The sequence below is a fragment of the Klebsiella sp. KE9456 genome (genome assembly GCF_043832615.1).
Lineage (GTDB): Bacteria > Pseudomonadota > Gammaproteobacteria > Enterobacterales > Enterobacteriaceae > Klebsiella > Klebsiella indica.
Window position 1 is genome coordinate 23,901 of sequence record NZ_JBDYQK010000021.1, and the last position, 26,349, is coordinate 50,249.

General features: G+C 53.8%; 23 protein-coding genes and 2 pseudogenes. 16 read left to right on the forward strand and 9 right to left on the reverse strand.

The genetic code is table 11. From position 1 onward, the window contains the following. Positions 1–121: 121 nt before the first annotated feature. The 4 genes from aaeX to ABK821_RS19535 all read left to right on the forward strand — a co-directional run bounded on the left by aaeX (position 122) and on the right by ABK821_RS19535 (position 3,636). A complete protein-coding gene (gene aaeX / locus ABK821_RS19520; protein ID WP_002918640.1) occupies positions 122–325 on the forward strand; it encodes a p-hydroxybenzoic acid efflux pump operon protein AaeX in 204 nt (67 codons plus the stop codon). A 7-nt stretch (positions 326–332) separates the two neighbouring features. Further along, positions 333–1,265, forward strand: a complete 933-nt coding sequence (aaeA, locus tag ABK821_RS19525; RefSeq protein ID WP_138362897.1) for a p-hydroxybenzoic acid efflux pump subunit AaeA — start codon at positions 333–335, stop codon at positions 1,263–1,265. 5 nt (positions 1,266–1,270) lie between these two features. Beyond that, positions 1,271–3,238: a p-hydroxybenzoic acid efflux pump subunit AaeB gene (aaeB, locus tag ABK821_RS19530; protein WP_138362898.1), complete on the forward strand. Its 1,968-nt coding sequence runs from the start codon at positions 1,271–1,273 to the stop codon at positions 3,236–3,238. 122 nt (positions 3,239–3,360) lie between these two features. Continuing rightward, a complete protein-coding gene (locus ABK821_RS19535; RefSeq protein WP_138362899.1) occupies positions 3,361–3,636 on the forward strand; it encodes a barstar family protein in 276 nt (91 codons plus the stop codon). Between the two features lie 50 nt (positions 3,637–3,686). Here the strand turns inward: ABK821_RS19535 and yhcN-B are convergent, their stop codons facing one another. The 3 genes from yhcN-B to argR all read right to left on the reverse strand — a co-directional run bounded on the left by yhcN-B (position 3,687) and on the right by argR (position 5,144). Next, positions 3,687–3,953 (reverse strand): DUF1471 family stress response protein YhcN-B, encoded by a 267-nt coding sequence (gene yhcN-B, locus ABK821_RS19540; protein WP_138362900.1) that lies wholly within the window; start codon positions 3,951–3,953, stop codon positions 3,687–3,689. 102 nt (positions 3,954–4,055) lie between these two features. Beyond that, on the reverse strand, positions 4,056–4,319 hold the full coding sequence (yhcN, locus tag ABK821_RS19545; protein ID WP_343178486.1) for a peroxide/acid stress response protein YhcN: 264 nt from the start codon (positions 4,317–4,319) through the stop codon (positions 4,056–4,058). Positions 4,320–4,673: 354 nt separating this feature from the next. Continuing rightward, positions 4,674–5,144 (reverse strand): transcriptional regulator ArgR, encoded by a 471-nt coding sequence (gene argR / locus ABK821_RS19550; protein ID WP_138362902.1) that lies wholly within the window; start codon positions 5,142–5,144, stop codon positions 4,674–4,676. A 411-nt stretch (positions 5,145–5,555) separates the two neighbouring features. On the opposite strand from argR, the gene mdh reads away from it, so the two are divergent. Beyond that, positions 5,556–6,494 (forward strand): malate dehydrogenase, encoded by a 939-nt coding sequence (gene mdh, locus ABK821_RS19555; RefSeq protein ID WP_138362903.1) that lies wholly within the window; start codon positions 5,556–5,558, stop codon positions 6,492–6,494. 279 nt (positions 6,495–6,773) lie between these two features. Here mdh and degS read toward each other — a convergent pair whose 3' ends face one another. The 3 genes from degS to zapG all read right to left on the reverse strand — a co-directional run bounded on the left by degS (position 6,774) and on the right by zapG (position 9,859). Continuing rightward, the gene (gene degS, locus ABK821_RS19560; protein WP_343178487.1) at positions 6,774–7,835 is read right to left on the reverse strand and encodes an outer membrane-stress sensor serine endopeptidase DegS; all 1,062 of its coding nucleotides are present in this window, start codon (positions 7,833–7,835) and stop codon (positions 6,774–6,776) included. Positions 7,836–7,920: 85 nt separating this feature from the next. Further along, positions 7,921–9,288, reverse strand: a complete 1,368-nt coding sequence (degQ, locus tag ABK821_RS19565; RefSeq protein WP_138362905.1) for a serine endoprotease DegQ — start codon at positions 9,286–9,288, stop codon at positions 7,921–7,923. Positions 9,289–9,460: 172 nt separating this feature from the next. Continuing rightward, positions 9,461–9,859: a Z-ring associated protein ZapG gene (gene zapG / locus ABK821_RS19570; protein ID WP_138362906.1), complete on the reverse strand. Its 399-nt coding sequence runs from the start codon at positions 9,857–9,859 to the stop codon at positions 9,461–9,463. A 190-nt stretch (positions 9,860–10,049) separates the two neighbouring features. On the opposite strand from zapG, the gene zapE reads away from it, so the two are divergent. The 11 genes and pseudogenes from zapE to nanQ all read left to right on the forward strand — a co-directional run bounded on the left by zapE (position 10,050) and on the right by nanQ (position 19,528). After that, a complete protein-coding gene (zapE, locus tag ABK821_RS19575) occupies positions 10,050–11,183 on the forward strand; it encodes a cell division protein ZapE (protein ID WP_343178488.1) in 1,134 nt (377 codons plus the stop codon). Between the two features lie 219 nt (positions 11,184–11,402). Continuing rightward, the gene (rplM, locus tag ABK821_RS19580; protein WP_138362908.1) at positions 11,403–11,831 is read left to right on the forward strand and encodes a 50S ribosomal protein L13; all 429 of its coding nucleotides are present in this window, start codon (positions 11,403–11,405) and stop codon (positions 11,829–11,831) included. 15 nt (positions 11,832–11,846) lie between these two features. Then, the gene (rpsI, locus tag ABK821_RS19585) at positions 11,847–12,239 is read left to right on the forward strand and encodes a 30S ribosomal protein S9 (RefSeq protein WP_000829815.1); all 393 of its coding nucleotides are present in this window, start codon (positions 11,847–11,849) and stop codon (positions 12,237–12,239) included. A 312-nt stretch (positions 12,240–12,551) separates the two neighbouring features. Further along, on the forward strand, positions 12,552–13,190 hold the full coding sequence (gene sspA, locus ABK821_RS19590; protein WP_138362909.1) for a stringent starvation protein SspA: 639 nt from the start codon (positions 12,552–12,554) through the stop codon (positions 13,188–13,190). A gap of 3 nt (positions 13,191–13,193) precedes the next feature. Next, positions 13,194–13,682 carry a ClpXP protease specificity-enhancing factor gene (gene sspB, locus ABK821_RS19595; protein ID WP_138362952.1) on the forward strand — a complete coding sequence of 163 codons (489 nt, stop codon included), beginning with the start codon at positions 13,194–13,196 and terminating at the stop codon, positions 13,680–13,682. Between the two features lie 341 nt (positions 13,683–14,023). After that, positions 14,024–14,812: a transcriptional regulator NanR gene (nanR, locus tag ABK821_RS19600; RefSeq protein WP_142502755.1), complete on the forward strand. Its 789-nt coding sequence runs from the start codon at positions 14,024–14,026 to the stop codon at positions 14,810–14,812. A 137-nt stretch (positions 14,813–14,949) separates the two neighbouring features. Then, on the forward strand, positions 14,950–15,843 hold the full coding sequence (gene nanA, locus ABK821_RS19605) for an N-acetylneuraminate lyase (RefSeq protein ID WP_012135358.1): 894 nt from the start codon (positions 14,950–14,952) through the stop codon (positions 15,841–15,843). 120 nt (positions 15,844–15,963) lie between these two features. Then, positions 15,964–17,454, forward strand: coding sequence for a sialic acid transporter NanT (gene nanT, locus ABK821_RS19610; RefSeq protein ID WP_343178489.1), 1,491 nt, complete (start codon positions 15,964–15,966; stop codon positions 17,452–17,454). Between the two features lie 49 nt (positions 17,455–17,503). Continuing rightward, positions 17,504–18,120 (forward strand): annotated as a pseudogene (locus ABK821_RS19615) (N-acetylmannosamine-6-phosphate 2-epimerase); the annotation flags it as partial. 68 nt (positions 18,121–18,188) lie between these two features. Beyond that, a complete protein-coding gene (gene nanK, locus ABK821_RS19620) occupies positions 18,189–19,061 on the forward strand; it encodes an N-acetylmannosamine kinase (RefSeq protein WP_110493748.1) in 873 nt (290 codons plus the stop codon). Beyond that, positions 19,061–19,528, forward strand: coding sequence for an N-acetylneuraminate anomerase (gene nanQ / locus ABK821_RS19625; RefSeq protein ID WP_343178496.1), 468 nt, complete (start codon positions 19,061–19,063; stop codon positions 19,526–19,528). Before nanK ends, nanQ begins: the two co-directional genes overlap by 1 nt. Positions 19,529–19,587: 59 nt before the next feature. On the opposite strand, the pseudogene ABK821_RS19630 reads toward nanQ, so the two are convergent. The 3 genes and pseudogenes from ABK821_RS19630 to gltB all read right to left on the reverse strand — a co-directional run. Further along, positions 19,588–20,018: pseudogene (locus ABK821_RS19630) on the reverse strand (DUF1016 N-terminal domain-containing protein); the annotation flags it as partial. A 208-nt stretch (positions 20,019–20,226) separates the two neighbouring features. Continuing rightward, complete coding sequence (gltD, locus tag ABK821_RS19635; protein WP_138362911.1) at positions 20,227–21,645, reverse strand: glutamate synthase subunit GltD; 1,419 nt, start codon at positions 21,643–21,645, stop codon at positions 20,227–20,229. A 9-nt stretch (positions 21,646–21,654) separates the two neighbouring features. Further along, positions 21,655–26,115, reverse strand: a complete 4,461-nt coding sequence (gltB, locus tag ABK821_RS19640) for a glutamate synthase large subunit (protein ID WP_142502751.1) — start codon at positions 26,113–26,115, stop codon at positions 21,655–21,657. Positions 26,116–26,349 lie beyond the last annotated feature (234 nt).

A 26,349-nucleotide genomic window follows, 5' to 3' on the forward strand; every position in this document is an offset into this window, starting at 1 on the left:
GGGTTAAAAGTGATTTAGATCACACAATATAGATAAGGCTGCAATTATTACGTTACTATATTGTTAGCTAAATAATAAACGCATCGCATATACCACCTGTACGCTTCTTATCAAGGTCATCATGAGTCTGTTTCCTGTCATTGTGATTTTCGGCTTGTCATTTCCGCCGATCTTCTTTGAATTGCTATTGTCGCTGGCTATCTTCTGGCTGGTGCATCGCTTGCTGGTTCCGACCGGCATCTATGATTTTGTCTGGCACCCGGCGTTGTTTAATACCGCGCTGTATTGCTGCCTGTTTTATCTGATATCGCGTTTGTTCGTTTGAGGTTGATGTGAAAACACTAACAAGAAATACCCTCCGTACCGCAATCACAGTGATACTGGTTATCTTTGCATTTTTCGCTATTTTCCGCGCATGGGTGTATTACACCACTTCACCCTGGACACGCGACGCGCGTTTTAGTGCGGATATTGTGGCCATCGCCCCGGATGTGTCCGGCCTGATTTCACAGGTGAATGTAAAGGATAACCAACTGGTTAAGAAAGACCAGATCTTGTTCGTCATTGACCAGCCGCGATATCAGAAAGCGTTAGCCGAAGCGGAAGCTGATGTCTCCTATTACCAGACCGAGGCGCGAGAGAAGCGCGCGGAAGCCAGCCGCCGTAATCGTCTTGGCGTACAGGCGATGTCCCGGGAGGAGATCGATCAGGCAAATAACGCTCTGCAAACCGTTGAGCAGCAACTGGCCAAAGCAATAGCAAGCCGCGATCTGGCAAAGCTGGATCTCGCCCGTACGGTGATTCGTGCGCCTGCTGATGGGTGGGTGACCAACCTGAACGTTTACAGCGGCGAGTTCATCACGCGCGGCTCAACGGCCGTTGCGCTGGTGAAGCAGAATACTTTTTATGTCATGGCCTATCTTGAAGAGACCAAGCTTGAGGGCGTGCGTCCCGGTTACCGGGCCGAAATCACGCCATTGGGAAGCGGGCATATCCTTAAAGGTACTGTAGATAGCATCGCGGCAGGGGTTACTAATACCAGCAGCAGTAGTGATGCAAAAGGGCTGGCTTCGATTGATTCTAATCTTGAATGGGTACGCCTTGCACAGCGCGTACCGGTGCGCATTCATCTTGATCATCAGCAGGGTAATCTCTGGCCTGCGGGAACCACCGCGACGGTAGTAATTACGGGGAAAAAAGATCGTGATATCCGCAAGGCGAACATCTTCCAGAAACTGGCGATGCGCCTGCGTGAGTTCGGTTAATCGTTATGGGGATCTTCACGATTGACCCCCGGCATCTCCGGTTTGCCGTTAAGTTAGCCTGCGCGGTGGTGCTGGCATTATTCGTCGGTTTCCACTTCCAACTGGAAACGCCGCGCTGGGCAGTACTGACCGCGGCGATTGTCGCCGCAGGGCCAGCATTTGCCGCCGGGGGAGAGCCTTACTCTGGGGCGATTCGCTATCGCGGGATGCTGCGTATCATCGGCACTTTTATCGGTTGCTTTGCCGCGCTGGCGATTACAATGTTGATGATCCGCGCACCGCTGCTTATGTTGCTGGTTTGCTGCCTGTGGGCGGGATTCTGCACCTGGATTTCATCACTGGTACGAGTAGAAAACTCTTATGCCTGGGGGCTGGCGGGTTATACCGCGCTTATCATTATCATCACTATCCATGAAGAGCCGATGCTGGCGCCACAATTTGCCGTCGAACGCTGCAGCGAAATTGTGGTTGGTATCGTCAGTGCAATCATGGCCGACCTGGTGTTTTCACCGCGTTCGATAAAAAAAGAGATCGACCTTGAGCTGGATAATCTGCTGATTGCGCAATATCGTCTGATGCAGCTTTGCGTGGCCCACGGCGACAAAGAGGAAACCGACAGCGCCTGGGGCGCGCTGGTTCGCCGAACAAATGCAATGGAAGGCATGCGCAGTAATCTGATTATGGAGTCTTCACGCTGGGCAAAGGCCAATCAGCGCCTGAAGGCAATCAATACCCTTTCGTTGACTTTAATTACCCAGGCCTGTGAAACCTATTTAATTCAGAATACACGGCCTGAGATGGTTACCAGTGATTACCGTGAACTGTTTGCCGAGCCGGTTGAAACCGTTCAGGATGTGCACCGACAACTCAAGCGCATGCGCCGTTTTCTTACCTGGAAAGGGGAGCATAATACGCCGGTGACGATTTACAGTTGGGTTGGTGCTGCGACGCGTTATTTGTTATTAAAACGAGGCGTTGTCGGTAATACTAAAATCAGCCGTATTGAGGATGAGGTGCTACAGGGCGAGGTGGTTGTTAAAGCTGAGTCTGCTGAGCGTCATCATGCGATGGTCAACTTCTGGCGTACTTCGATCTCTTGTATCCTTGGTACGCTGTTCTGGCTGTGGACCGGCTGGACTTCGGGGAGTGGGGCAATGGTGATGATTGCTGTCGTCACCTCGCTGGCGATGCGTCTGCCCAATCCGCGGATGGTGGCGATTGATTTCCTTTATGGCACGCTGGCCGCTTTGCCGCTGGGCGCACTGTTTTTCCTTGTGATCATGCCTGCGACCCAGCAAAGTATGCTGTTATTATGCATCAGCCTTGCGGCGATGGCGTTTTTTATCGGCATTGAGGTACAAAAACGGCGGCTGGGATCGCTGGGGGCGCTGGCCAGCACGATCAATATTCTGGTGCTCGATAATCCGATGCAGTTTGAGTTTAACCAGTTCCTCGATAGCGCATTAGGGCAGATCGTGGGATGTTTCCTCGCGCTGATGGTCATATTGCTGGTGCGCGATAATTCGCGGGCCCGCACCGGGAGGGTCCTGCTCAACCAGTTTGTCTCCGCGGCAGTGTCGTCGCTGACGACCAATATGACACGGCGTAAAGAGAACCATTTACCGGCACTCTATCGCCAGCTTTTTCTATTGCTGAATAAGTTTCCGGGCGATATCGCCCGTTTTCGTCTGGCGCTGACCCTGATCATCGCACATCAGCGTTTGCGTGATGCGCCCGTTCCCATAAACGATGATTTGTCGGCGTTTCATCGGCAGCTACGTCGTACGGCGGATCGCGTTATTTCCGCCAGTAATGATGATAAGCGGCGCTACTATTTTACCCGTCTGCTTAATGAGCTGGATATTTATCAGCAAAAATTGCAGCAATGGGACGCGTCTGGGCAGGTGACCGAACCTGTACGCAGGCTGGTGGAGGTACTCCATAAATATCAGCATGTTCTCACCAGCAGTTAGCAGCGAATCACTATACTTAATCATCAGAGTAACGACTCTACCACCAGCGTGGAGAGAGACGCCGGATCAGGGGAGATATACCCAAAATAATTCGGGTTGCAGGTGTGGACAGGATGCGTGTGATGATGACTTATACCTTTGACTTTGATGGCATAATCGAGCAGCAGGATTTTTATCGCCAGTTTTCGCGTACCTTTGCTTTAGAACGTGAGAAAGTGAATAACCTTGATTCTCTGTGGGACGCGGTGACCGGCGGGTTGCTGCCAGTACCGCTGGAGATTCAGTTTATTCATTTAAACGATAATCAGCGTCGGCGATTTGGCGCATTAATTTTGCTGTTTGATGAAGCGGAAGAAGAGCTGGAAGGCGCGCTGCGTTTTAATCTGCGTCAGGCATAAAAAGGCCCCTGACAGAGCAGGGGCAAGTCGTCGGATAAGACGACGAGGGTTTATTTGTACAACTCAGCCGTTGCGTGCCAGCTATCGCCAGTACGGGCTTCAATAATACGGTAGCTGCTGGCGCCTTCTTTCTCGGCCTTAGCCGCCAGTTGTTGACGCATATCCATCGGGGCGCTGCCTACCTGAGAAATAGAGACGGTACCCATGGACTGCAGATTTTGTGCCTGCTCTGCGTTCACTTGGTTGACTGCCGCATTCGCGCCGAAAGAGAGAACGGATGCCAGTCCCAGGGATGCGATAATCATTGCGCTTTTCATGATCTTTTCTCCAACCTTAGTCATTGCAGCGGCAGGAGGTTGCGATCAACCTGGCCGCTGAAGAGATTCTGTATTCAGTTAATTATCAACTCTCATTAAATCTTATTGATAAAGTTCAGCCGTGGCGTGCCACTGGTCACCAGCGTGCGCTTCGATAATGCGATAAGAAGAAGCCCCTTTTTCTTGCGCTTTCTGGTTCAGCATTTCGCGCATGTCCATCGGAGAGGAACTGACTGCGCTAACGGAAACGGTACCGATGGCCTGCCGGCCTTGAGCCTGTTCGCCGTTGATAACATCAGCGGCGAAAGCACCAAAAGAGAGGACAGAGAGGATACTCAGTACTGCTACAGTGGTTTTGATTTTCATGATATTGACCTCGTCGAATCTTTTTGTCAGGGGCTTTTGTTTCGTGACCCCTATCACAAAATCAAGTATACACTAATAACTGAAAATATTAATACCGTGCTAATTATTTCTATCGATAATGATTACAAAGAAGTATCTTTCTTATAACGTATAAGAATTACAAATATCATCGTTTGGCCGTTATTGCCTGATATATTCAATTAAATCATTATGATATATGGATTTGATCTTTTGTGCGTTTTAGACTGAACCATTAGGTAAAGGAATGTATAGAGGCGAAAAAACACACGAAATGTTAAAGAAATGATAATTTTTTGAAAGGCATCCCCCTGGCGCTAACCAGAGGGACGTCGTTTAGAGTTCCTGCTCAAACAGGACGAGAATGGCGTCATGCAGCTCTTTAACGGAAAAACCCCTGGCCGGTGTGGTAAAGATGGTGTCATCTCCGGCGATACTGCCAAGGATACCTTCAGCCTTGCCAAGGGAGTCCAGAAGGCGGGCGATCAGCTGTGCCGCGCCAGGGCTGGTACGGATGACCACGACTGAATCGTTATAGTCGATGTCCAGCACCAGATTTTTCAACGGGCTGGAGGTGGTCGGCACACCAAGCTCGGCAGGCAGGCAATAAACCATTTCCATTTTTGCATTACGCGTACGTACCGCGCCAAATTTCGTCAGCATACGTGAGACTTTCGATTGGTTGATATTATCGAAACCTTCTTCTTGTAATGCTTGTACGATTTCACCTTGAGAGCTGAATTTTTCTTCTTTTAGCAGCGCTTTAAACGCTTTAACCAGTTCTTCTTGTTTTGCCGAAATTCGCATAAGTCACCCAATTATGGTGGTAAAAACCGTCTTATTATGCATAAGCATGCATTTTTATGCAAATAATCCGCAGGGGAGAAGCGTAAAAAATATTATGAAGGGGGCATATTTTAGCAAAAAAAACTAATCAGGAACATGCCTTCGTCACGGTGCGCAAATTGCGGGAAAAGTAAATAAAATGTTATTAAATGATATTGTTCTGTTGAACACGCTGGGTGTATTGTAACCAGTAGTCGTTCCGGTACTACGCTTTGCTGGATGATCGGCCCCAGGGAGAAACGCAATGTTGCTGCATTGCTACGCGCAACGACGCATTCTTCAACCATAATTATTGTAATTATTCATCTCGTGAATTAAGGTCCCGGCCACGGAGTAACGAAAGACGATATTAACCATAATAAGGAGTTTAGGATGAAAGTTGCAGTCCTCGGCGCAGCTGGTGGAATTGGCCAGGCGCTTGCCCTACTACTTAAGACCCAACTGCCTTCAGGTTCAAAACTCTCGTTGTACGACATCGCTCCGGTCACGCCGGGCGTGGCGGTGGATCTTAGTCATATCCCTACCGATGTAAAAATCAAAGGTTTTTCCGGTGAAGACGCGACGCCAGCGCTGGAAGGCGCCGATGTGGTGCTGATATCCGCAGGCGTGGCGCGTAAGCCCGGCATGGATCGTTCAGATTTATTTAATGTCAATGCCGGTATTGTGAAGAATCTGGTGCTACAGATTGCCAAAACCTGCCCACAAGCCTGCATTGGCGTTATTACCAATCCAGTCAATACAACCGTGGCGATCGCGGCGGAAGTGCTAAAGAAAGCCGGTATTTATGACAAGAACAAGCTGTTTGGCGTCACCACGCTGGATATTATTCGTTCTAATACTTTTGTTGCCGAACTGAAAGATAAATCTTCAACGGCGATAGACGTACCGGTTATTGGCGGCCACTCAGGGGTGACGATTCTGCCTTTATTGTCACAAATTGCGGGCGTGAGCTTTAGCGAGCAGGAAGTGGTGGATTTAACCAAACGCATTCAGAATGCAGGCACTGAAGTTGTTGAGGCAAAAGCTGGCGGCGGTTCAGCAACGCTGTCTATGGGCCAGGCCGCCGCGCGATTTGGCCTCTCTTTGGTGCGGGCCCTGCAGGGCGAACAAGGGGTGGTGGAATGCGCTTACGTTGAGGGCGATGGTCAATATGCCCGCTTTTTCTCACAGCCGCTGCTGTTAGGTAAAAATGGTGTAGAAGAGCGGCGGCCCATCGGTAAACTCAGCGCGTTTGAACAACATGCTCTGGAAGGTATGTTGGACACGCTGAAGAAAGATATCGCCCTCGGCGAGGATTTCGTGAACAAATAGCGTTTAACGAAAAGGGAAGCCGGGGCCTGCGCTCCGGCTTTTTACGCGCTTCTCTGGCTCCTTAATGACTGCAAATCTGTCTTTTGACTGGCAGGCGCCAGCGAGAGCGAGAGCTATGGCAAAAGTCGCTCCGGGATGTTTGCATGAATGATGCCGCGGGAACATCAGATCGCGTGGCCTGTGTGGTGGTCGCTGATGACCGTAACCGGGTTTCTGGTCAGATCCCCGGTCAGGGCTAAATTTGCTGACTAAAAGCGTTCCCTTGTCCGGGCGAGCTTGTTAATTTGTTGCCGGATATTCCTGTACGATGACATGCAGGGTGATTTTTTTATCGTCACGCATAATGATCACCGGAATTTCCGATCCCGGGCGAATCTCCGCCACCTGATCCATGGTTTCCAGCGCCGAAACGGCAGGCTTATTGTTAACCGAGATAATCACGTCGTTGGCGCGGATCCCCGCCAGGGCGGCTGGCCCATCCGGTGCGACGCTGTTCACCACGATCCCCTGGATCTGATCGAGACTGCCGCCACCTTGCGTATGCAGTGGCGCAATCTCTCGACCACTGATACCTATGTAGCCACGGATGACGCGACCATCACGGATCAGCTTATCCATAATCTTGGTTGCCAGTTGAAAAGGAATGGCAAAACCGATCCCCTCCGGCGTTTCGCCATCGTTACTTTTATCAAATGAAAGGGTGTTGATCCCCATCAGTTCGCCCAGCGAATTCACCAGCGCGCCGCCGGAGTTACCGTGGTTGATTGACGCGTCGGTCTGCAGGAAGTTCTGCCGTCCGGTGGGGTTGAGGCCGATACGACCGGTGGCGCTGATAATTCCCTGGGTAATGGTCTGCCCGAGGTTGTACGGGTTACCAATCGCCAGCACGACGTCACCAATATGCGGCACACGTTTTGGGTTAATCGGGATGACAGGCAGGCCACCGCTGGCGTTGATTTTTAACACCGCCAGATCGGTAAGGGAGTCGGAACCGACCAGGAGCGCTTCAAAAACCCGACCATCCTGCAATGCGACGATAATCTGGTCCGCATCGTTAATAACGTGCTTATTCGTCAGAATATAACCACGTTGGTCCATTATGACACCGGACCCGAGAGTCAACTGATTATGGCTGCTGCTATTAAGGGCGCGATTATAGACGTTGACCACCGCAGGGGCGGCGCGACGAACGGCAGAATTATAGCTGGCGGGGGATTCATCCGCGCTATCGTACTCTGTGGTCGGCGAAAGGTGCCATTGGCGTAGCGAAGGCATAACGGCCAATAATACTCCCCCGACGATCAGACCGATGATTATCGAACGTAAAAGCTTTCCAGGCATGATGCAGATATCGTTGGTGAATGGACAGTCGCAGCATAACACGACTTATCCGGACATCGCACGGTATGCGATGTCCGGAGGCGAGTTAATGCAGGAGCAGATAAATGCTTTCATTACCGCGGATAACGTTCAGCGCGATGACCGTTGGTTTGTTTTCCAGCATTTTTCGCAGTTCCGCAATGGAATGAATACGCTCTCGGTTGAGGCCGATAATCATATCGTCTTTATGTAGCCCTGCCTGCGCCGCAGGACTGCCTTTATCGACGCTATCAATGAGCACGCCCTGAGTTCCATCTTTCATCTTACCGTCGCTTAATGATGCACCCTGTAAGGCGGGAGTAATGAGCTCCGCGCTGGCGGTTGATGAGGTGCTCTTATCCAGCGTGACATCGACATCAATATTTTTACCGTCGCGCAGCAGCCCTAACTTCACTTTGGTTCCGGGTTCTGTGGTCGCGATGCGGGAACGCAGTTCGGCGAAGCTACTGAGCGGTTTGCCGTTCAGGCTGACGATAACGTCACCGGATTTGACCCCTGCCTTCGCGGCGCCGGAGCCTGGCAGAACTTCGCTGACAAATGCGCCGCGCTGAACGTTAAGGTTCATCGCTTTGGCGATATCCGCGCTCATCTCCATGCCTTTAATCCCCAGCAGACCGCGTTTGATTTCACCAAATTGGATCAGCTGCTGGGCAAGGGTTCTGGCCATATTGCTTGGGATCGCAAAACCAATGCCGATGCTGCCGCCGCTCGGGGCCAGAATAGCGGTGTTGATACCGATCAGCTCACCGTTGAGATTTAATAGCGCACCGCCAGAGTTGCCGCGGTTGATGGAAGCATCGGTCTGAATGAAGTTTTCCAGCCCCTCAAGGTTCAGCCCGCTACGCCCGAGGGCGGAAATAATCCCGGAAGTGGCGGTTTGTCCGAGACCGAACGGGTTGCCAACGGCGACGGCGAAATCCCCCACCCGCAGTTTGTCAGAATCGGCAATTGCGATTTGGGTCAGATTACTGGGTTTTTGTATCTGCAGCAGGGCGATATCACTCTGTTCATCGCTGCCGACCAGCTTTGCGTCAAATTCGCGGCCATCATTGAGCTGGACGCTGATTTTCTGCGCGTGTGCGATGACGTGATTATTGGTTAACACGTAGCCTTTCGCCGCATTAATAATGACGCCGGACCCAAGGCCTTCAAAAGGCTGAGCCTGCTCTTGCGGCACGTTGTCGCCAAAATACTTTTTCAACTCTTCCGGCATATTCTGGGTCGGCGAGGCCGAGCCTTCGACCTGTATGCTGACCACCGCCGGTAACACTTTTTCCAGCATCGGCGCAAGGCTTGGCAATGCGCCCTGACCGGGAACCTGTGTCGGTAATGATGCCGCAGCCGGAGGTAAGGCGGACAACGATAACCCAATGCTTAACGCTAACGCACTCAACAGCAAAGTCTGTTTCTTCATTAGATGCTGGCTCTCATAACCTGAGGTGTATGGAAAACGTCCCGAATAGCCTGATGTTATTGAATTTTCGATCAGGTAACAATGTGATCGATGTTTAAATTGTAGCTGGGATGAAAGGGGGAGACGGGCGCAGGAGATACGCCCGGAAAATATTTTTATTACTGAGGGCGCATTAGTCGTGTTTGACACCGCCGCGCAGCAGGCCGGACGCGCCTTCAGAATAATCACGCGGCATTTGCACCGGCGCCTGATCGTTGCCCGCTTCTGACTCCGCCAGTCGGTTACGGAAAGGATTGGCGTCAGCCATGCTGTCCGGCAAAAGGGTACTGGAGCTTTTCGCCATATGCTGGTACAGCTGGCGATAGTCACGTGCCATGTTATCCAGAAGCTCGGCGCTCTGGGCGAAATGGCTCACCAGTTCTTCACGGTACTCTTCCAGCTCTGCTTTATTCTTTTCCAGTTCGAATTGCAGAGCCTGTTGTTGGCGTAATTTGCGGTTGCCAAAACGCATAGCGACGGCGCCAATGATAATACCGACAACTAGCCCAATTAGCGCATATTCCCAGGTCATGAACATCTCCCGTTGTTTTGTGGTTCCGTAGGGTGGTTTTGAGGCTCTCCGCCTGCGCCCGATAATGCCACTATAACCGCTAATTCTACAGAAGTGGAATCCTGGCGTATCATCGCGTAGTGTAGAACGGCCTTTTTTTCGTCAATCGTGAGCTACGGCACGACGGTTTTCAAGGAATAACAAGTAGATCATGCAAAGCCTGTCCCCAACATCGCGTTACCTTTCTGCCCTCAAAGAGGGTCATTACCAACCTGACGACGTTCAGCAAGAAGCGGTTAGTCGTCTTGATACCATTTACCAGGAATTACAGAATAAGCCCGCCGCCGTGCCGCAAAATGAGGGCGGTCTGCGGGCAAAACTCGGTAAGCTACTGGGCAAACGCAAGTCAGTCGTTGAACCGGCCGCGGTGCGTGGCCTCTATATGTGGGGCGGGGTGGGGCGGGGGAAAACCTGGCTGATGGATATGTTCTATCAAAGTTTGCCTGGCGAGCGTAAACAGCGTCTGCATTTTCACCGTTTTATGCTGCGCGTCCACGAAGCGTTAACCACTCTGCAGGGGCACAGCGACCCGCTGGAGATCGTTGCCGACCGCTTTAAAGCTGAAACGGATGTGCTCTGTTTTGATGAGTTTTTTGTTTCTGACATCACCGACGCGATGCTGCTTGGCGGCCTGATGAAAGCGCTGTTCGCGCGCGGCATTACTCTGGTGGCGACGTCGAACATCCCGCCGGACGAGTTGTACCGAAACGGTCTTCAGCGTGCCCGTTTCCTGCCCGCCATTGACGCGATCAAGCAGCATTGCGATGTAATGAACGTGGATGCCGGTATTGATTACCGTTTGCGCACGCTGACCCAGGCGCATCTGTGGCTGTCGCCGCTGAACGCAGAGACGCAGCAACAGATGGATAAGCTTTGGCTGGTTCTGGCGGGGGCGAAGCGTGAGCAAACGCCTACGCTGGAGATAAACCATCGTCCTCTGCCGACGCTGGGCGTAGAAAACCAGACGCTGGCCGCTTCTTTTACGACGCTGTGTATGGATGCGCGTAGCCAGCATGACTATATTGCGCTTTCTCGCCTGTTTCACACCGTGATGCTCTTTGATGTTCCGGTTATGACGGCGCAGCTTGAGAGCGAAGCGCGGCGATTTATCGCGCTGGTGGATGAGTTTTACGAACGTCACGTCAAGCTGGTGGTCAGTGCGGCGGTGCCGCTGTATGACATTTACCAGGGCGAACGGCTGAAATTCGAATTCCAGCGCTGTTTATCGCGTTTGCAAGAGATGCAGAGCGAAGAGTATCTGAAGCGGGAGCATTTACCGGGCTAAAAACGGGGACAAATCACATAAAGGGGTCGATCTTTGACCTCGACTTCTCTATAATCTCGCGACCCCACGTTACGAGAAGGTTTTTTTCCCAAAACTTTCTATGCGCCGGCATAGGCTATTCGAAGGGGTAGGTTTGCCGGACTTTGTCGTGTGAACCTCAACTGACCAAACGTTTGGGTGTTCGCCAACGTGTAACTTATTTATTTGGGTAAGCTTTTAATGAAAACTTTTACAGCTAAACCAGAAACCGTACAACGTGACTGGTATGTTGTTGACGCGACCGGTAAAACTCTGGGCCGTCTGGCTACTGAACTGGCTCGTCGCCTGCGCGGTAAGCATAAAGCGGAATATACTCCGCACGTTGATACCGGTGATTACATTATCGTTCTGAACGCAGAAAAAGTTGCTGTAACCGGCAACAAGCGTGAAGACAAAATGTATTACCACCACACTGGCCACATCGGTGGTATCAAACAAGCGACCTTTGAAGAGATGATTGCCCGCCGTCCTGAGCGTGTGATTGAAATCGCGGTTAAAGGCATGCTGCCAAAAGGCCCGCTGGGTCGTGCTATGTTCCGTAAACTGAAAGTTTACGCGGGCAACGAGCACAACCACGCGGCACAGCAACCGCAAGTTCTTGACATCTAATCGGGATTATAGGCAATGGCTGAAAATCAATACTACGGCACTGGTCGCCGCAAAAGTTCCGCAGCTCGCGTGTTCATCAAACCGGGCAACGGTAAAATCGTTATCAACCAACGTTCTCTGGAACAGTACTTTGGCCGTGAAACTGCCCGTATGGTAGTTCGTCAGCCGCTGGAACTGGTCGACATGGTTGAGAAACTGGATCTGTACATCACTGTTAAAGGTGGTGGTATCTCTGGTCAGGCTGGTGCGATCCGTCACGGTATCACCCGCGCTCTGATGGAGTATGATGAGTCTCTGCGTGGCGAACTGCGTAAAGCAGGCTTCGTTACCCGTGATGCTCGTCAGGTTGAACGTAAGAAAGTCGGCCTGCGTAAAGCGCGTCGTCGTCCGCAGTTCTCCAAACGTTAATTGTTTTCTGCTTGTGCAGAACAATTTGCGAAAAAACCCGCTTCGGCGGGTTTTTTTATGAATTAATCAGCCACTTTCTCTCTATAATCGCCCCGTTATTACTACTTTTTCAGCATTTCCAGAATCCCCTCACCACAACGTCTGCAAAATCTGGTAAACTATCATCCAATTTTCTGCCCAAATGCAGGTGATTGTTCATTTTTTGTCTGGATGATGGGCGGAAATGATGTCACGCAAATGGGGTTTTTACATCTGGCTGGCCATATGTGGTCGGCAGCAGTACAAAAATTCTGAATATACCTGGAGGTTTTCATGGCTGTCGCTGCCAACAAACGTTCGGTAATGACGCTGTTTTCTGGTCCTACTGACATCTATAGCCATCAGGTCCGCATTGTGCTGGCCGAAAAAGGTGTTAGTTTTGAGATAGAGCATGTGGAGAAGGACAACCCGCCTCAGGATCTGATTGACCTCAACCCGAATCAAAGCGTACCGACGCTTGTGGATCGTGAGCTCACTCTGTGGGAATCTCGCATCATTATGGAATACCTGGATGAGCGTTTCCCGCATCCGCCGTTAATGCCGGTTTATCCGGTGGCCCGTGGGGAAAGCCGTCTGTACATGCATCGTATCGAAAAAGACTGGTATTCGCTGATGAATACCATTCAGACGGGTACTGCCGCGCAGGCTGATGCAGCGCGTAAGCAGTTGCGTGAAGAGCTGCTGGCGATTGCGCCGGTGTTCACGCAGAAGCCATACTTCCTGAGCGATGAATTCAGCCTGGTTGATTGTTACCTGGCTCCGCTGCTGTGGCGTTTGCCGGTGCTCGGTGTCGAGTTGGTTGGCGCAGGGGCGAAAGAGCTCAAAGGCTATATGACTCGCGTATTTGAACGTGACTCCTTCCTCGCATCTTTAACTGAAGCCGAGCGTGAAATGCGCCTTGGTCGAGGCTAAATGATGGACGTATTACAGCTGACGCCGCGTCGCCCGTATCTGTTACGGGCGTTTTATGAATGGCTGCTGGATAACCAGTTGACTCCGCATCTGGTTGTTGACGTGACGCTGCCGGGCGTAATTGTCCCGATGGAGTACGCTCGCGATGGGCAAATTGTGCTTAATATTGCCCCACGCGCTGTCGGTAATCTGGAACTGGCCAACGACGAAGTGCGTTTCAACGCGCGTTTTGGCGGCGTGCCGCGCAATGTCTCTGTTCCGATGGCTGCTGTGCTGGCGGTTTATGCGAGAGAGAATGGCGCCGGAACCATGTTCGAACCGGAAGCAGCCTATGACGCGGACGTTAGCAGCCTGAACGATGACGAAGAGCAGTCTGACAGCGAAACGGTCATGTCGGTGATTGATGGCGATAAGCCGGATAATCACGATGACGATCCTGATGACACGCCGCCTCCTCGCGGCGGGCGTCCGTCGTTGCGTGTTGTGAAATAAGCAAGACAGACAAGGCCTGTAGATTGATGACAAACCTATATTAGATAGTGTCCTCGCATTTTCGTCGGGGGAGGACTCGCACATTAGCTGGTAAAAAATTAATAATATCATTACGTTATTGTTTTTTGTCGGTTGGGCGAGCGAAGTGCTGTCTGATAGTTCCTGAACAATGCGCTACAGGCCCTGAGGGCCTGTTTTTTTGTCTATAGACCCCCAGCCAGGAGTGGATTCCGTAAAGCTTTCGGCTTTGGGCCTGTTATTCACGCCTCCCACGATTTCACCCCACTTTCGATCCTGTGATAGGATGGCCTTAGTTGCTGTTTTCCTCGACGATTTACATAATGGACGCTATGAACGCATTTGATTCGCAAGCAGAAAATTCTCCGCCAACCATCGGCCGTAGTTTGCGCAGCCGCCCGCTGGCGCGTAAAAAACTGTCGGAAATGGTAGAAGAAGAACTGGAGCAGATGATTCGTCGCGGTGAATTCAGCGAAGGGGAGCAGCTGCCGTCTGAGCGGGAGTTGATGACCTTCTTCAACGTGGGTCGCCCGTCGGTGCGTGAAGCGCTTGCCGCGCTCAAGCGTAAAGGTCTGGTGCAAATCAATAACGGCGAACGCGCCCGCGTGTCGCGGCCTTCTGCTGATACCATCATCAGCGAACTTTCCGGCATGGCGAAAGATTTCCTCTCGCACCCCGGCGGTATCGCCCACTTTGAGCAACTGCGCCTGTTCTTTGAATCAAGCCTTGTGCGCTATGCGGCGGAACACGCGACGGATGAGCAAATTGATCTGCTGGCGAAAGCCCTGGAGATCAACAGCCAGTCGCTGGACGATAACGCGCTCTTCATTCGTTCCGACGTCGAGTTTCACCGCGTGCTGGCGGAAATCCCCGGCAATCCGATCTTCATGGCGATTCATGTCGCGCTGCTGGACTGGCTGATCGCTGCGCGTCCTGCGGTTTCCGGGCAGGAGTTACATGAGCATAATAGCGTGAGCTATCAAGAGCATATCGCTATTGTCGATGCCATTCGTCGGCGCGATCCAGATGAAGCTGACCGCGCGCTGCAAACCCACCTCAATAGCGTATCCGCCACCTGGCACGCCTTCGATCAAAAGAAAAAATTGCGTTAGCGATCGCGATCCTGACGATCGTTTAGTGAAGTAGATCGCACTCTGTGCGTTCTGTACTGGGGTGCTGCTTATTTGATCTGGTATAATAGGTATAAAGGTATGTAGTCAGATAACACTAATCATCGACAGAGGTCGTTATGGCAAAAGATTTACGAGGCGTAATGCCAGCGTTGTTAACTCCTTTTGATAACCAGCAGAAACTGGATATTGAGAGCCTGCGCCGTCTGGTGCGTTTCAACATTGCGCAGGGCATTGATGGGCTGTACGTCGGTGGCTCGACCGGGGAAGCGTTCGTTCAGAGCCGCGCAGAAAGAGAGCAGGTCCTGGAAATTGTGGCGGAAGAGGCGAAGGGCAAGGTGACGCTGATTGCCCATGTCGGTACGGTCAGCACCGAAGAGAGCCAGCAACTGGCCAGCGCGGCGCATCGTTACGGTTTTGATGCCGTTTCCGCCGTGACGCCGTTTTATTATCCGTTTAGCTTTGAAGAGCATTGCGATCACTACCGCGCCATTATCGATTCCGCTGAAGGATTACCAATGGTGGTGTACAACATTCCTGCGCTGAGCGGCGTGAAGCTGACGCTGGATCAAATCAACACGCTGGTCACGCTGCCCGGCGTTGGCGCGCTGAAACAAACCTCCGGCGATCTCTATCAGATGGAGCAGATCCGCCGTGCGCATCCTGATCTGGTGCTCTACAACGGTTATGACGAAATCTTCGCTTCCGGTCTGCTGGCAGGCGCAGACGGGGGAATCGGCAGCACTTACAACATTATGGGCTGGCGTTATCAGGGGATTGTTAAGGCCTTGCAGGAAGGCGATGTAGCGAAAGCGCAGCATCTGCAAACCGAGTGCAATAAGGTCATCGATCTGCTCATTAAAACCGGCGTGTTCCGTGGGCTGAAAACGGTGCTGCACTACATGGACGTGGTCTCCGTACCGCTGTGCCGTAAGCCGTTTTCGCCGGTTGATGAGAAGTATCTGCCTGAACTGAAAGCGCTGGCGCAGCAGTTAATGCAGGAACGCGGTTGACCGGTTGCCGGATAGCGCTAACGCTTATCCGGCCTACAAAATATGAAACGTAGGCCGGGTAAGACGCGGCGAAGCCGCCATCCGGCAAAGCGACAATAAAAATCGTCGGGAGAATGAAAAATGAGTACTTCTACCCAGAATATCCCGTGGTATCGCCATCTCAACCGGGCGCAGTGGCGGGCATTTTCCGCTGCCTGGCTGGGATATTTGCTTGATGGTTTTGATTTTGTGTTGATTGCCCTTGTTCTGACGGAAGTGCAGGGCGAGTTTGGGTTAACGACGGTTCAGGCGGCCAGCCTGATCTCGGCGGCGTTTATTTCCCGCTGGTTTGGCGGGCTAATGTTAGGCGCAATGGGGGACCGCTATGGCCGACGTCTGGCGATGATCACCAGTATCATTCTTTTCTCTATGGGGACGCTGGCCTGCGGTTTTGCGCCCGGCTATACCACCATGTTTATCGCCCGTCTGGTGATCGGTATGGGAATGGCGGGCGAATATGGCTCCAGCGCCACCTATGTCATTGAAAGCTGGCCGAAGCACTTACGTAATAAAGCCAGTGGATTCCTGATTTCCGGTTTCTCCGTCGGGGCAGTCGTGGCGGCGCAGGTTTACAGCCTGGTGGTTCCGGTCTGGGGCTGGCGCGCGCTGTTCTTCATTGGCATTCTGCCGATCATTTTCGCGCTCTGGCTGCGTAAAAACATCCCTGAAGCGGAAGACTGGAAAGAGAAACACGAAGGCAAAGCGCCGGTGCGCACGATGGTGGACATCCTCTACCGGGGCGAACATCGCGTCGTCAATGTGCTGATGACGATCGCCGCCGCAATCGCGCTGTGGTTCTGCTTTGCGGGCGACCTGCAAAACGCGGCGATTGTGGCGGTGTTAGGGTTACTGTGCGCCGTTATCTTCATCAGTTTTATGGTGCAAAGCAGCGGCAAGCGCTGGCCAACGGGCGTGATGCTGATGATCGTGGTGCTCTTTGCTTTCCTCTATTCATGGCCGATTCAGGCGCTGCTGCCAACGTATCTGAAAACTGAACTGGCTTACGATCCTCACACCGTTGCGCAGGTGCTTTTCTTTAGCGGCTTTGGGGCGGCAGTCGGCTGCTGCGTGGGCGGTTTCCTCGGCGACTGGCTGGGTACGCGCAAAGCCTACGTTTGCAGTTTGCTGGCTTCCCAGGTGCTGATCATTCCGGTATTTGCGATTGGCGGCGCAAACGTCTGGGTACTGGGTCTGCTACTGTTTTTCCAGCAGATGCTGGGGCAGGGGATCTCCGGGATCTTACCGAAACTCATTGGCGGTTATTTTGATACCGACCAGCGAGCGGCAGGTCTGGGCTTTACCTATAACGTTGGCGCACTGGGCGGCGCGCTGGCCCCTATCCTCGGGGCGCTGATCGCACAGCGTCTGGATCTGGGCACCGCGCTGGGATCGCTCTCCTTCAGCCTGACCTTTGTGGTGATCCTGTTGATTGGGCTGGATATGCCGTCCCGCGTACAGCGCTGGCTGCGTCCTGAAGCATTACGTATGCATGATGCTATCGACGGAAAACCATTCAGCGGGGCCGTGCCGTTTGGCGGCGACAAAAGCGCCTTTGTAAAAACCAAAAGCTGATGAGGTTTGCCCGGCCAGTTTGCCGGGCGACCTGCGTAAGGAAGTGGATATGTCGTTACTTGAACAACTGGATAAAAACATTGCCGCCAATGGCGGGTTGATTGTCTCCTGCCAGCCGGTTCCAGGCAGCCCGCTCGATAAACCGGACATCGTGGCTGCGATGGCGCTGGCGGCGGAGCAGGCTGGCGCCGTCGCGCTACGCATTGAAGGCGTGGACAATTTGCGGGCGACCCGTGCGCTGGTCTCCGTACCGATTATCGGTATTCTCAAGCGTGATCTTGACGACTCCCCGGTACGCATCACGCCATTCCTTGAGGATGTGGATGCGCTGGCACAGGCCGGGGCGGATATTATTGCGGTTGACGGTACTGACCGTGTACGTCCGGCGACCGTCGATGCGCTGCTGGCGCGTATTCATCAGCACCAGTTGCTGGCGATGACCGACTGCTCGTCACTGGAGGATGGCTTAGCCTGTCAGCGACGTGGCGCGGAAATTATCGGCACCACGCTGTCGGGATACACCACGCCGGACACGCCGGACGAACCTGACCTCGCGCTGGTCAAAGTCCTGCATGATGCCGGATGCCGGGTGATTGCCGAGGGGCGTTACAACACGCGGCACAGGCCGCTGAAGCCATGCGTCACGGCGCGTGGGCGGTGACAGTGGGATCTGCCATTACGCGGCTGGAACATATTTGTCAGTGGTACAACACGGCATTGAAAAAGGCGACGTCATGAGCACGCTGGCGATCGATATTGGCGGCACCAAGCTGGCTGCCGCGCGGGTGGATGATGATTTACGCATCCGCGAGCGACGTGAATTGCCGACCCCCGCCAGCAAAACGCCGGATGCGCTGCGAGAGGCGCTAAAAGTGCTGGTTGAACCGCTGCAAACGACCGCGCAGCGGGTGGCGATAGCCTCTACCGGCATTATCAGAGAAGGCGCGCTACTGGCGATAAATCCGCATAACCTGGGTGGTCTGCTGCATTTTCCGTTGGTGCCGACGTTAGAAGATCTTACCGGTCTGCCGACGCTGGCGGTGAATGATGCGCAGGCGGCGGCATGGGCGGAATACCATGCCCTTACGTCTGATGTCCGCGATATGGTGTTTATTACCGTGTCGACCGGCGTTGGCGGCGGCGTGGTGAGCGACGGCAGATTGCTCACCGGGATGAGCGGTCTGGCCGGGCATCTGGGGCATACGCTGGCCGATCCGCAGGGGCCGGTTTGCGGGTGCGGACGGCGCGGCTGTGTGGAGGCTATCGCCTCAGGACGCGGCATTGCGGCAGCGGCGCAGGGTTCCCTGGCCGGGTGCGACGCCAGAACTGTCTTTGCACATGCGGCGGCCGGGAACGAACAGGCTGTGCGTCTGGTTCAGCACTCCGCGCAGGTTGTTGCGCGGTTAATTGCCGATGTTAAAGCGACAACGGATTGCCAGCAGGTGGTTATTGGCGGCAGCGTAGGGTTAGCTGAGGGATATCTGGCGCAGGTACGCCACTTTCTGGCGCAGGAACCGGCGGTTTATCAGGTGGCGTTGAGCGCAGCGCATTACCGACATGACGCGGGGCTACTGGGTGCCGCGTTGTTAGCTCAGGGAGATAAATGATGTTGATGGGAGAAATTCAGTCGTTACCGTCTGCCGGGCTGCATCCCGTATTGCTGGATGCGTTAACCCTGGCGCTGGCGGCAAGGCCGCAGGAGAAAACGCCCGGGCGCTACGAATTGCAGGGCGACGATGTGTTTATGAATGTGATGCAGTTTGCCACGCAGTCGCCGCAGGAGAAAAAAGCGGAGCTGCATGTGCAGTACATCGACATTCAGCTGTTATTGACGGGTGAGGAGCGCATTCTGTTCGGCGTAGTCGGGTCAGCGCGCGAATGCGAGGAGCTGCATGGTGAAGAGGATTACCAGCTTTGCCGCCACATCCATGAACAGCAGTCCATTACGCTGACACCGGGGATGTTCTCCGTGTTTATGCCGGGGGAACCCCATAAGCCCGGGTGTATGGCTGGCGAGCCAGGGGAGATTAAGAAAGCTGTGGTGAAGGTGCGCGCCAGCTTATTAGAGGCATGAAAATACCGGATGGTTTATAGCCATCCGGTGTAACGTTTTATCTCTTCCGATAGTGCATACTCGTAAAAAGTGCTGGCGTCGGGATTTTTTGCCGATAGTAAATTCACGTGAGCTGACCAGGGTAGCGGAAAAACTTTAGTGAGTTGTATCAAACGTGGAGATTCCGCAGACACTGTCTGCAGAATATTAATATACTGAAAATACAGATAAAATGTTCTCATTTGCCACAGATTCCTGGTGGAGAACTCACGCTTATAGCGCTGGCTTAAATTTGCGGATAACCGCTCAATGAGTTAAATACCCTAAGCCGCTCGTGCTTCGCCACCTTGTTCAAACTCGATAATTCTCCTGCCGATTTCCCAATGGTTGCCGTCATCAAAGCATTCATACTGCGGACGGCTTTGGTATGGGCAGTGTCTACTAATCGAATAATACCGTCATGGATTTGCTGATAATCATCAGCGTGTTGAGGTGGTGTTGTTACAGTCATGTCATCCCTGACGTGATAGTTTCGAAATGAAAAATATATCGCTACCAATACGCTTCAGGCATATCCCGGTCAATCCAGGAGAGGTGTATTACATTGAGTTACAGCCGTATTTGCGAGCGGCTTTCGAAGAACGAATTGCATATATTTAGCAGAGAAATATTGGCTCCCCATCCATCAGCGTCAGGCTGTGGCAGGGGAGCCAGAAGTATTACACTTCCAGGTAGTTCAGGATCCCATCCGCGGCCTTACGGCCTTCGGCAATCGCCGTCACCACCAGATCGGAACCGCGCACGATATCGCCACCGGCGAAGATTTTTGGGTTACTGGTCTGGAAGGCATTATCGCTGCCTTCCGGCGCAATGACGCGCCCCTGGGAATCCAGCTCCACGCTGTGTTTCGCCAGCCATTCCATGCTGTGCGGACGGAAACCAAATGCCATAATAACCGCATCAGCAGGTACGACGTGTTCAGAACCGGCGACGATTTCCGCGCGCCGACGGCCTTTCGCGTCTGGCTGGCCCATTTCGGTACGCGCCATCTTCACGCCGCAGACTTTACCGTTAGCATTCACTTCAATGCCTAACGGCTGGACGTTGAACTGGAACTCGACACCCTCTTCACGCGCGTTTTTCACTTCGCGTTTAGAGCCCGGCATATTCTCTTCGTCACGGCGATAGGCGCAAATGACGTGAGAGGCGTTTTGACGAATAGACGTACGTACACAGTCCATTGCGGTATCGCCACCGCCGAGGACCACCACGCGTTTACCTTCCATGCTGACGAATGGTTGCTCAGTCGTTTCGCCAAAGCCCATAATCTGCCTGGTATTGGCGATCAGGAACGGTAGCGCGTCGAACACGCCAGAGGCGTCTTCATTTTCCAGCCCACCGCGCATTGACTGATAGGTGCCGACGCCAAGGAATACGGCATCGTAATCTTTCAGCAGGTCGTCGAGCTGCACATCACGGCCCACTTCGGTGTTGAGCCTGAATTCAATACCCATGCCGGTGAAGATCTCGCGACGACGAGTCATCACCTCTTTTTCCAGCTTAAAGGCCGGAATACCGAAGGTCAGCAGGCCGCCGATTTCCGGATGACGATCAAAGACCACCGCTTTCACGCCGTTACGGGTCAGCACATCCGCACAGGCCAGGCCAGCCGGGCCGGCGCCAATAATCGCGACGGTTTTGCCGGTTTGCTTTACGCCAGACAGGTCTGGACGCCAGCCCATTTCAAATGCTTTATCATTGATATAGCGCTCAATATTGCCGATGGTTACCGCGCCGAACTCATCGTTCAGGGTACAGGAACCTTCGCACAGGCGGTCCTGCGGGCAAACGCGCCCGCAGACTTCCGGCAGCGTGTTGGTCTGATGCGACAGTTCCGCCGCTTCGAAGATACGCCCTTCATTCGCCAGCTTCAGCCAGTTCGGGATGTAGTTGTGCACCGGGCACTTCCATTCGCAGTACGGGTTGCCGCAGGACAGGCAGCGATCTGCCTGTGCCTTAGCCTGGCCTTCTGAAAACGGCTCATAAATTTCCACAAACTCAATTTTACGGATCTTCAGCGCTTTTTTCGGCGGATCAACGCGCTGTAAGTCGATAAATTGATAAACATTCTGACTCATCTTAACCCCTTACTGCGCCTGCACCCGCAGCTCCGCTGCGGAACGACTACGGTGACCCAACAGTGCTTTAACATCGCTGGACTTCGGTTTAACCAGTGCGAACTTCGCCGAGAAGGCCGGCCAGTTGGCCAGGATCTCTTCGCCGCGCTGCGAACCGGTAAGCTGCACGTGCTCGGTAATCAAACCGCGCAAGTGCTCTTCGTGGATAGCCAGAGACTCAACGTCCAGCACTTCCACCAGCTCCGGGTTCACGCGTTTGCGGAAATCGCCGTCTTCATCCAGAACATAAGCAAAGCCGCCGGTCATTCCCGCGCCGAAGTTAACACCGGTTTTGCCCAGCACGCAGACGATGCCGCCGGTCATATATTCACAGCCGTTGTCGCCAATGCCTTCGACGATGGTGATCGCGCCGGAGTTACGCACCGCGAAGCGCTCGCCTGCGCGGCCAGCCGCATACAGACGACCGCCAGTTGCGCCGTACAGGCAGGTGTTGCCGATGATGCTGGCTTCGTGGCTCCGGAAGGCTGAACCAACCGGAGGGCGAATGGCGATCAGGCCGCCAGCCATACCTTTACCCACATAATCGTTAGCGTCGCCGGTAAGATGCAGTTCAACGCCGCCCGCGTTCCAGACACCGAAGCTTTGGCCGGCCGTCCCGCTGAAGTGGGCGATAATCGGGTCAGCAGCGAGCCCCTGGTCGCCGTGGGTCTGGGCGATATAACCGGACAGCGAGGCCCCAACGGAGCGGTCGGTGTTACGGATATCGAACCAGAACGTTTTACTCTGCTTGCTGTCAACAAAGGGTTTTGCCTGTTGCAGCAGTTGCGCATTGAGCACGCCGTTGTCGAACGGCGGGTTGTTCTCGGTGCAATACAGCGCCTTACCTGGATGCGGTTCCGCGGTTTCCAGCAGTCGGGACAGTTCCAGCTTCTGCTGCTTAGCCGTAAACCCTTCCAGTTCTTTCAGCAAGTCGGTACGACCAATCAGATCCACCAGACGCTTCACGCCAAGCGATGCCATCAGCTCGCGAGTTTCACGGGCGATAAATTCAAAGTAGTTGGTCACTTTGAACGGTAAGCCGTGGTAGTGGTTTTTCCGCAGCTTATCATCCTGGGTTGCGACGCCGGTTGCGCAGTTGTTCAGATGGCAAATACGCAGATATTTACAGCCCAGCGCTACCATCGGGCCGGTGCCGAAGCCGAAGCTTTCCGCACCAAGAATTGCCGCTTTGATGATATCGAGGCCAGTTTTCAGACCGCCATCCACCTGCAGACGAATCTTGTGACGCAGGCCGTTGGCCACCAGAGCCTGCTGGGTTTCCACCAGCCCCAGTTCCCACGGACAACCCGCGTATTTCACTGAAGATAGCGGGCTGGCGCCAGTACCGCCGTCGTAACCGGCGATGGTGATCAGATCAGCATAGGCTTTCGCCACGCCGGTCGCGATGGTGCCGACGCCCGGTTCAGAAACCAGCTTCACGGAGATCATCGCTTTCGGGTTGACCTGTTTCAGGTCGAAAATCAGCTGCGCCAGATCCTCGATAGAGTAGATATCGTGGTGCGGCGGCGGAGAGATCAGCGTCACGCCAGGTACGGAATAACGCAGTCTGGCGATATATGGCGTAACTTTATCGCCCGGCAACTGACCGCCTTCGCCAGGCTTCGCGCCCTGAGCAACTTTAATCTGGATCACATCAGCGTTGACCAGGTAAGCAGGGGTGACACCGAAACGACCGGAGGCTACCTGCTTGATGCGCGACACTTTATTGGTGCCATAGCGTGCCGGATCTTCACCCCCTTCGCCGGAGTTAGAGTTACCGCCGATGCCGTTCATCGCTTCTGCCAGTGCTTCGTGCGCTTCCGGGCTTAGCGCGCCGATAGACATCGCCGCCGTGTCGAAACGTTTAAACAACTCGCTTGCCGGTTCAACGTCGTCCAGGCTGACGGTGGCCCCGTCAGGGGTCACCGCTAACAAATCGCGCAGCGTTGCCGCCGGGCGCTCATTGACCAGCCTGGCGTACTGCTGATAATCACTGTATTCGCCGCTTTGTACCGCTTGCTGCAGGGTACGCACCACATCCGGGTTATAGGCGTGATATTCGCCGCCATGGACATATTTCAACAGTCCGCCCTGGGCCAGCGGTTTACGCATCAGCCAGGCGCGTTTCGACAGGTTCAGCAGGTCTTGCTGGAAGTCGTCGAAACCGGCACCGCCGATACGGCTGACCACGCCCTGGAAGCACAGGTCGGATACTTCGCGATGCAGGCCCACAGCTTCGAACAACTTCGAGCAGCGATAGGATGCGACGGTCGAAATACCCATCTTCGACATGATCTTATACAGACCTTTGTTGATACCGTTACGGTAGTTCAGCATCACCGTACGGTACGCTTTGTCAATCGTGTTGTTATCCACCAGTTTCGCCAGGCTTTCATAGGCGAGGAACGGGTAGATAGCCGTCGCGCCGAAGCCCAGCAGCACAGCAAAGTGGTGCGGATCGCGGGCGCTGGCCGTTTCAACAATAATGTTAGCGTCGCAACGCAGGCTCTTATCCACCAGACGGGTCTGAATCGCTCCCACGGCCATTGGGGCCGGTACCGGCAGGCGGTTTTTACCGATGTTGCGATCGGACAGCACCAGCAGGACGGTACCATTACGCACCATCTGTTCGGCTTTATCGCACAGCACTTTGACCGTTTCAGCCAGCGTGGTTTCGCTGGCATCAAAGGTGATATCCAGGATGTCGGCACGATAGTGCTCTTCTTCCATGGTGGTCAGCTGTTTAAAATCAGAGTACAGCAGAATCGGCGACTTGAAGCTCAGGCGGTGAGCCTGGCCTTCCGCTTCGCAGAAGACGTTCATTTCACGGCCAATGCTGGTGGCCAGCGACATGACGTGCGCTTCACGCAGCGGATCGATCGGCGGGTTGGTCACCTGCGCAAATTGCTGGCGGAAATAGTCGTAAATGATACGCGGCTGGCTGGAAAGAACGGCGAATGGGGTATCGTCACCCATTGAACCGACTGCCTCCTGGCCGTTTTCACCCAGTACCCGCAGGACGGAGTCCAGCTCTTCAGCGCTGTAGTTGAACTGTTTCTGGTAGCTGGCGAGGGTATCATCATCCAACTGACGATTACCGACCTCTTCATCGGGCAGTTCTTCGAATGGCACCAGGCGACGGACGTTTTTCTCCATCCACTCTTTATACGGATGGCGGCTTTGCAGATCGTTGTCGGTTTCCGCAGAGTGCAGGATGCGTCCCTCACGGGTATCGATAACCATCAGCTCGCCGGGGCCGACGCGGCCTTTTTCCACCACTTCATCCGGCTGGTAATCCCAGATACCGACTTCGGAGGCGCAGGTGATGAGTTTGTCGCTAGTGATCACGTAGCGCGCCGGGCGCAGGCCGTTACGGTCAAGATTACAGGCGGCGAAACGACCATCGGACATCACGATGCCCGCCGGGCCGTCCCACGGCTCCATGTGCATGGAGTTAAAGTCAAAGAACGCGCGCAGCTCGGGATCCATATCCGGGTTGTTCTGCCAGGCTGGCGGAACCAGCAGGCGCATGGCGCGGATAATGTCCATCCCGCCCGCCAGCAGCAGCTCCAGCATATTATCCATGGAGCTGGAGTCGGAGCCGGTTTCATTGACAAATGGCGCGGCATCGTGGAGATCCGGGATCAGCGGCGTCTGGAATTTATAGGTACGGGCGCGAGCCCACTGGCGGTTACCGGTGATGGTATTGATTTCGCCGTTGTGCGCCAGATAGCGGAACGGCTGCGCCAGCGGCCAGCGTGGCACGGTGTTAGTGGAAAAGCGCTGATGGAACAGGCAAATGGCTGATTCCAGGCGCAGATCCGCGAGATCCAGGTAGAAGCGCGGCAGATCCGCCGGCATACACAGACCTTTATAAATATTGACCAGATTCGACAGGCTGCAAACGTAAAAATCTTTATCATCCTGCAGACGTTTTTCGATACGGCGACGGGCGATGAATAAACGGCGCTCCATGTCGCGCGGACGCCAGCCTGCCGGGGCGTTAACAAAGATTTGCTCAATACGTGGCAGCGAGGAGAGGGCGATTTCACCGAGAACGCCATCGTTGGTAGGCACTTCGCGCCAGCCGACAATAGACAGCGTTTCACGCTGAAGTTCTTCTTCGACGATACGGCGCGCCGCTTTGGCCAGTTCAGGATCTTTATTAAGGAATAACATCCCAACGGCATAATTCTTGGCTAAACGCCAGCCGCGCTCTTCCGCAACAATCCGGAAAAAGCGATCGGGTTTTTGTAGCAACAGGCCACAACCGTCGCCGGTTTTTCCATCGGCAAGGATCGCACCGCGGTGCTGCATTCGGGCCAGTGCGTGTATAGCGGTTCGCACCACCTTGTGGCTAGGTTCGCCTTCTATGTGGGCGATCAGGCCGAAACCACAGTTATCCCTCTCAAGGGATTTATCGTACAACATATCAGTGAACCTCCCCAGGCTCTACGGGACGCCCTCCGATACCGATTGCGCACGGGCACAGAAAGAGCATGGCGACGGGGTTTACACCTCGCATTCGCCCTCTTTAAATCCTTTTCGCATCGGAACACAAGTTTGAGGACTTGCTATTAAGAGGGAATCTCAATTACTGCATAAATATGATGAGCAGAACGCTCATCCAGAAAGCTTCCAGCGGATTCCCAACTTATCGGGAAT

Bases quoted from the DNA above. Each gene is read 5' to 3' on its own strand.
- aaeB (WP_138362898.1), top strand. From the start codon at position 1,271: ATGGGGATCTTCACGATTGACCCCCGGCATCTCCGGTTTGCCGTTAAG.
- yhcN-B (WP_138362900.1), bottom strand. From the start codon at position 3,953: ATGAAAAGCGCAATGATTATCGCATCCCTGGGACTGGCATCCGTTCTC.
- sspB (WP_138362952.1), top strand. From the start codon at position 13,194: ATGGACGTATTACAGCTGACGCCGCGTCGCCCGTATCTGTTACGGGCG.
- rpsI (WP_000829815.1), top strand. From the start codon at position 11,847: ATGGCTGAAAATCAATACTACGGCACTGGTCGCCGCAAAAGTTCCGCA.
- zapG (WP_138362906.1), bottom strand. From the start codon at position 9,859: ATGACCTGGGAATATGCGCTAATTGGGCTAGTTGTCGGTATTATCATT.
- sspA (WP_138362909.1), top strand. From the start codon at position 12,552: ATGGCTGTCGCTGCCAACAAACGTTCGGTAATGACGCTGTTTTCTGGT.
- nanT (WP_343178489.1), top strand. From the start codon at position 15,964: ATGAGTACTTCTACCCAGAATATCCCGTGGTATCGCCATCTCAACCGG.
- nanK (WP_110493748.1), top strand. From the start codon at position 18,189: ATGAGCACGCTGGCGATCGATATTGGCGGCACCAAGCTGGCTGCCGCG.
- mdh (WP_138362903.1), top strand. From the start codon at position 5,556: ATGAAAGTTGCAGTCCTCGGCGCAGCTGGTGGAATTGGCCAGGCGCTT.
- gltB (WP_142502751.1), bottom strand. From the start codon at position 26,115: ATGTTGTACGATAAATCCCTTGAGAGGGATAACTGTGGTTTCGGCCTG.
- degQ (WP_138362905.1), bottom strand. From the start codon at position 9,288: ATGAAGAAACAGACTTTGCTGTTGAGTGCGTTAGCGTTAAGCATTGGG.
- zapE (WP_343178488.1), top strand. From the start codon at position 10,050: ATGCAAAGCCTGTCCCCAACATCGCGTTACCTTTCTGCCCTCAAAGAG.
- degS (WP_343178487.1), bottom strand. From the start codon at position 7,835: ATGCCTGGAAAGCTTTTACGTTCGATAATCATCGGTCTGATCGTCGGG.
- aaeX (WP_002918640.1), top strand. From the start codon at position 122: ATGAGTCTGTTTCCTGTCATTGTGATTTTCGGCTTGTCATTTCCGCCG.
- gltD (WP_138362911.1), bottom strand. From the start codon at position 21,645: ATGAGTCAGAATGTTTATCAATTTATCGACTTACAGCGCGTTGATCCG.
- ABK821_RS19535 (WP_138362899.1), top strand. From the start codon at position 3,361: ATGATGACTTATACCTTTGACTTTGATGGCATAATCGAGCAGCAGGAT.
- nanQ (WP_343178496.1), top strand. From the start codon at position 19,061: ATGTTGATGGGAGAAATTCAGTCGTTACCGTCTGCCGGGCTGCATCCC.
- nanR (WP_142502755.1), top strand. From the start codon at position 14,024: ATGGACGCTATGAACGCATTTGATTCGCAAGCAGAAAATTCTCCGCCA.
- argR (WP_138362902.1), bottom strand. From the start codon at position 5,144: ATGCGAATTTCGGCAAAACAAGAAGAACTGGTTAAAGCGTTTAAAGCG.
- nanA (WP_012135358.1), top strand. From the start codon at position 14,950: ATGGCAAAAGATTTACGAGGCGTAATGCCAGCGTTGTTAACTCCTTTT.
- rplM (WP_138362908.1), top strand. From the start codon at position 11,403: ATGAAAACTTTTACAGCTAAACCAGAAACCGTACAACGTGACTGGTAT.
- yhcN (WP_343178486.1), bottom strand. From the start codon at position 4,319: ATGAAAATCAAAACCACTGTAGCAGTACTGAGTATCCTCTCTGTCCTC.